At 77.5% G+C, this 5223-nt stretch carries 3 protein-coding genes; all 3 read left to right on the forward strand.

The window, feature by feature from the left end; translation table 11 throughout:
* The first annotated feature begins 49 nt into the window (after positions 1 to 49).
* The gene (locus MOJ79_RS18555; RefSeq protein WP_241925494.1) at positions 50 to 2776 is read left to right on the forward strand and encodes a cation-translocating P-type ATPase; all 2727 of its coding nucleotides are present in this window, start codon (positions 50 to 52) and stop codon (positions 2774 to 2776) included.
* Positions 2773 to 4875: a P-type ATPase gene (locus MOJ79_RS18560; RefSeq protein ID WP_241925495.1), complete on the forward strand. Its 2103-nt coding sequence runs from the start codon at positions 2773 to 2775 to the stop codon at positions 4873 to 4875. The genes MOJ79_RS18555 and MOJ79_RS18560 overlap by 4 nt, the downstream gene beginning before the upstream one ends.
* A gap of 25 nt (positions 4876 to 4900) precedes the next feature.
* Positions 4901 to 5223, forward strand: a 323-nt coding sequence (locus MOJ79_RS18565) for a hypothetical protein (protein WP_241925496.1), incomplete at its 3' end; no start/stop codon positions are given.

Raw genomic sequence — 5223 nt, forward strand, 5'->3', positions numbered from 1 at the left:
CGCGGGGGCCGCGGGGGCGTCCGCGGTCCAGGCGGAGGCGCCGGCGGGCGTGCTGACGCTCGCGCGAACGGCGCGCCGTGCGTCGGCGCCGCCGCCGGCGGCGGGCGTGGCCGACGGCGAGCCGCCGTGGCACGCGATGCCGCTGCCGGCGGTCCTCGCGCTGTGCGGCGAGCCGCACCGCCCGCTCGATCCGGCGCGCGGACTCTCACCCGCGCAGGCCGCGCAGCGCCTCGCGCGCGACGGGTGCAACGAGATCCGCGACGTCACCGGCCGCAGCGCCGGCGAGATCCTGCTCGACCAGTTCACGTCGGTGCCCGTCGGTCTGCTCGGCGTCTCGGCGGGACTCGCGCTGTCGACGCGCGCGTTCGCCGACGCGGCGGCGATCGGCGCCGTGCTGGCAGCCAACGCCGGCCTCGGCTTCGCGACCGAGAAGCGCGCCGAGGAGACGGTGTCGAGCCTGCGCAAGCTCGCGCCGCGGCAGGCCACCGTGCTGCGCGACGGCCAGCCGGTGTCGATCGACTCGCGCGACGTCGTCGTCGGCGACGTGCTCGTGCTGCAGCCGGGCGAGCCGGTGGCCGCCGATGCGCGCGTCGTCGAGGCGCACCGCCTGGCCACCAACGAAGCGGCGCTGACCGGCGAGAGCCTGCCGGTCAAGAAGCAGGCCGGCGACGCGCTGCCGGCCGACACGCCGCTGGGCGAGCGCAGCAACATGGTGTTTCTCGGCAGCGTCGTCTCGGGCGGCGTCGGGCGCGCCGTCGTCGTGGCGACCGCCGAGCGCGCCGCGCTCGGGCGCATCCGCGAACTGGCGCAGAAGGCCGAGGCCCCGCGCACGCGGCTGCAGGTCGAGCTCGACCGGCTCGGCCGCAAGCTCGCGATCGGTGCGGCGCTGCTGTGCGTCGGCGTGTTCGCGGTCGGCGCGCTGCGCGGGCGTGCGCTGATGCCGCTGCTGCGCACCGCGGTGTCGCTCGGCGTCGCGGCGATCCCCGAGGGGCTGCCGACGGTGGCCACCAGCCTGCTCGCGGCCGGCATCCGCTCGCTGCGCGACCGCCAGATCTACGCGCGCCGGCTCGACGCGGTCGAGAACCTCGGCGCGATCGACACCGTGTGCTTCGACAAGACCGGCACGCTGACCGAGAACCGCATGCGCGTCGCGTCGCTGACGGTGGGCACCGAACTCGTCGCGCTCGACGAGGCGTCCTCGCCGCCGGCGCTGCCCGACGCGTGGCTGCGCGTCGCGGCGCTGTGCAACACCGTCGAGCACGCCGACGCCGACGGCGGTGACGGCGCGAACAGCGGCACACCGCGCTGGCAGGGCTCGGCGACCGAGGTCGCGATCGTCGAGTACGCGCAGGCGCGCGGCGCCGACATCGACGCGCTGCGCCGCCGCCACCCGCTGCTCGGCGTGCGCCAGCGCAGCGAGCACCACCCGTACATGGTCACGCTGCACGACAGCGCGCACGGCCTGCTGGTGGCGGTCAAGGGCCGCCCCGACGAGGTGCTCGCCCGCTGCGAGAGCTGGTTCGACGGCCGCACGGTGCAGCCGCTGGCCGACGACGTGCGGCTCGCGCTGTTCGGCCTCAACGAGCGCATGGCCGCCCGTGGCGAGCGCGTGCTCGCGCTCGCGGTGCGCGAGCAGGCGAGCACGCGCTACGGCGAGACCGGCGGGCTCACGTGGCTCGGCCTCGTCGGCCTCGCCGACCGGCTGCGCCCGGGGCTGCCGCAGATGATGGCGCGGCTGCGCGCCGCCGGCATCCGCCCGCTGATGATCACCGGCGACCAGCTCGGCACCGCGCGCGCGGTGGCCGAGCGCGTCGGGCTCGCCGACGGCGAGCGCATCGTCGACGCCGGCCAGCTGCCCGAGCAGGCCGAACGCCTGCACGATGCCGTCGAGCGCGCGAGCGGCTTCGCGCGCACGAGCCCGGCGATGAAGCTCGAGATCGTGCGTGCGCTGCAGCAGCGCGGCCACGTCGTCGCGATGACGGGCGACGGCATCAACGACGGCCCGGCGCTGAAGACGGCCGACGTCGGCGTCGCGATGGGTGTCACCGGCACCGACTTCGCGCACGCGATGAGCGACCTCGTGCTGCGCGACGACCACCCGGCGGCGATGCTGACCGCCGTCGAAGAGGGACGCACCGCGTTCCTGAACATCCAGAAGTCGGTGCGCTACCTCGTCGCGACCAACCTCAGCGAGCTCGCCGCCACCGCGGTCGCGGTGGCCGCCGGCGCGCCCGAGCCGTTCGAGCCGCTCGCGCTGCTGTGGACCAACATCGCCACCGACATCTGGCCGGCGATCGCGCTCGGCCTCGAACCGCCCGAGCCCGGCGTGCTCGAGCGGCCGCCGGTGTCGCTGGACGAGGGGCTGCTCGACCGCCGCGAGTGGGGTGCGGTGGCCACCGACGCCGGCGTGATGACGCTCGCGTCGCTGGCGAGCTTCGGCGTCGGGCTGGCGCGCTACGGCGCGAGCCCGCAGGCGCGCACGATGGCCTTCATGACGCTGACCGCGTCGCAGCTGCTGTATGCGCTGGCCGCGCGCTCGAACCGCCCGCTGCTGGGCGGCGGGCTGGCGCGCAACCGCATGCTCGAGCACGCGGTGGGCTGGTCGCTGCTGGCGCAGGCCGGCACCGTGCTGTGGCCGGCGGCGCGCCGGTTGCTGCGCACCGCGCCGATCGGTGTGGCCGATGCGCTCGTCGTCGCTACCACCGCGGCACTGCCGCTGCTGGTGCGCGAGGCGCTGAAGATGCGCGCCGCGCGCGGTGCGGGGGCCGCGCCGTGAGCGTCGACGTGTTGCACGAGACCGCGACGCGGCTGCGCGCCGCGTGGCCGGCGCACGCCGACGAGGCGACGCTGCGCTCACGCCTCGAGACGCTGCCCGGCGTGCAGTCGGTGCGCGTCAACTCGACGCTGCGCTGCGTCGTCGTGCACCATGACGGCTTGCCCGGCACGCGCGACGCCGTGCTCGAGCGGCTGGCGTCGGTCGGCGAGGCGCCGCCGCCCTCGGCGGGCCGCCGCGCGCACGCGACGCCGGCAGCGTCGAGCGTTGCGTGGACGCCGGCGCTGCTGTCGCTTGCGCTGCCGCTGCTGAGCGGCCGCTGGCGCGCCGGCGGCGCGCTCGCGGTGATCGCCGCGCGCGCGCTCGCGCAGCGCGAGCAGCTCGTGCGCGACCCGGCCGCGGTGCTGCTCGACGCCGCGTCGCAAACCGCGGCCGCGCTGTCGGGCCACCCGCTGGTGGTCACCGCGTCGGTGGCGTCGCGCACGCTGTCGGAGGCGCTGTCGGCACGCCTCGTCGCGCAGGCCGACGACCTGCTGCGCCACCTGCTGCCCGTCGAGGCGGCCCGCTACGCGGCGCGCCGCGCCGGCGAGCGCGCCTGGCAGCCGCTGCCACCCGACGCGCTGCGCGCCGGCGACCGCGTGCGGCTGGCCGCCGGCGACGTCGTGCCGGTCGACGGCCGCGTCGTGCGCGGGTACGCGACGCTCGTCGCGACGCTGCACCACGCGAGCGGTGCGCCGCGCGCCGTCGCGGCCGGCGAGCCGCTGGCCGCCGGCGAACAGCTGCACGACGGTGCGCTCGAACTCGTCGCCGAGGCCGATGCGGCCGGCTCGCGCCTCGAGCGGCTGCGCGCGCACCTGCGCCACGCGGCCGGCGCGCGCGACCCGGCCGGGCGGCTCGCGCCCGAGATCGAGCGGCTCGTCTCGCTGCCGCTGACCGGCGCCGCGCTCGTGATGGGGCTGACCGGCGACGCCAGCCGCGCCGCCGCGATGCTGCAGGCCGACCCGCAGCAGGGGCTGGACCTCGCGCTGCCGCTGGCGCGCGAGGCGGCGCTGTACACGCTCGCGCGGCAGGGGCTGCTGGCCGGCGGGCTCGAAGTGCTCGAGCGCCTCGCGGTGGCGCCGACGCTGGTGCTGCAAGACAGTGGCGTGCTCGCGTGCGGACGCTGGCGCGTCGCCGCGGTGCGCACGGCGCGCGGCGTCGACGCGCAAACCGTGCACGGGTGGCTCGCGCGGCTGGCCGGTGCCGGCGACGCCGACGATGGGGTGCGTACCGAGGCACCGAGCGTCGCCGACGCCGTCGTGCGCCGCTGGTGGCGCCACGGCGCGCTGCTGCCCGACGTCGGCGGGCGCGAGCTGCACCTGGCGTCGCCGGCGCGGCTGCGCGAGGTCTGGCGGCTCGAGCTGCCGCCGCTGCCGGCCGCCGTCGACGGCCTGCAGCGCACGTTCGCGTTCGTGCAGCGCGGGCGCGTCGTCGCGCGCGTGACGCTGGCCAGCGACTGGCGCGACGGCGCCGGCGCGCACCTGGCCGCGCTGCGTGCGCTGGGCTTCGAGCGCATCGCGCTGCTGCCCGAGGCCGACGACGTGCCGCCAGCGCCGCTTTACGGCGACGCCGCCGGCGTCGAGTGGATCGACCCGCGGCGCGCGCCGCGCGACGAGTGGTTCGCCGACGCGGTGCGCGACGGCCGCCCGCTCGTGCTCGCGCACACCGTCTGGCGCGACCTCGTGCCGCCGGGCAGCGTGAGCCTGTGCCCGGTCGATGCCGATGCCGGCGCGCACGGCGTGCTGCTCGGCAACCCGCTGGCCAGCCTGGTGGCCGCCCGCGAGCTCGCGCAGGCGGTGCACCGGCGGCTGCGCCGCCAGCAGGGCGCGGCGGTGGCTGCCAACGCCGCGCTGATGACGGCCGCCGCGCTGCGCTGGCTGCCGCCCGAGGTCACCGCGCTGCTGCACCACGGCTTCGTGTTCGCGCTGCTGTTCGACAGCCTGCGCATCGAGGCGCTCGATGCCTCGGGCATACGTTGCGCCGCCGCGCCCGCCCCGCCGTCGCACGACGCCACCGATGCCCCGGCGCGGTCCGACGACCGCGCGGTCTCCGCCGTTTCCTGATCCACGACCTCGAGGAACCCCCCCCATGAAGATCGAACATCTCGGCGCCGCATTGATCGGTGCCGCCGTCGGCACCGTGCTCGGCTTCGTCGCCGGCGCCGCCTACGCCCGCGACCCGCAGGCGGTGCGTCGCACGACGCAGCGCGTCGTGCGCGGCGCCGCGCAAGGGCTCGAACAGGCGACGCTGATCGCAGCGCAGGCGCGCGAGCACATTGCCGACCTGTGGGCCGAGGCGCGCGAGGAAGCGCGCGCCGAGGTCGACGCGCGCGACTTCGCGCGTGCCGCCGCGGCGGCCGCTGCCGCGGCGCCGAGCGCTGTCACCCCTGCGGCGGCCGCTGCCGCCGCGCC

The organism is Calidifontimicrobium sp. SYSU G02091, assembly GCF_022631395.1.
Classification (GTDB): Bacteria; Pseudomonadota; Gammaproteobacteria; order Burkholderiales; family Burkholderiaceae_C; genus Calidifontimicrobium; species Calidifontimicrobium sediminis.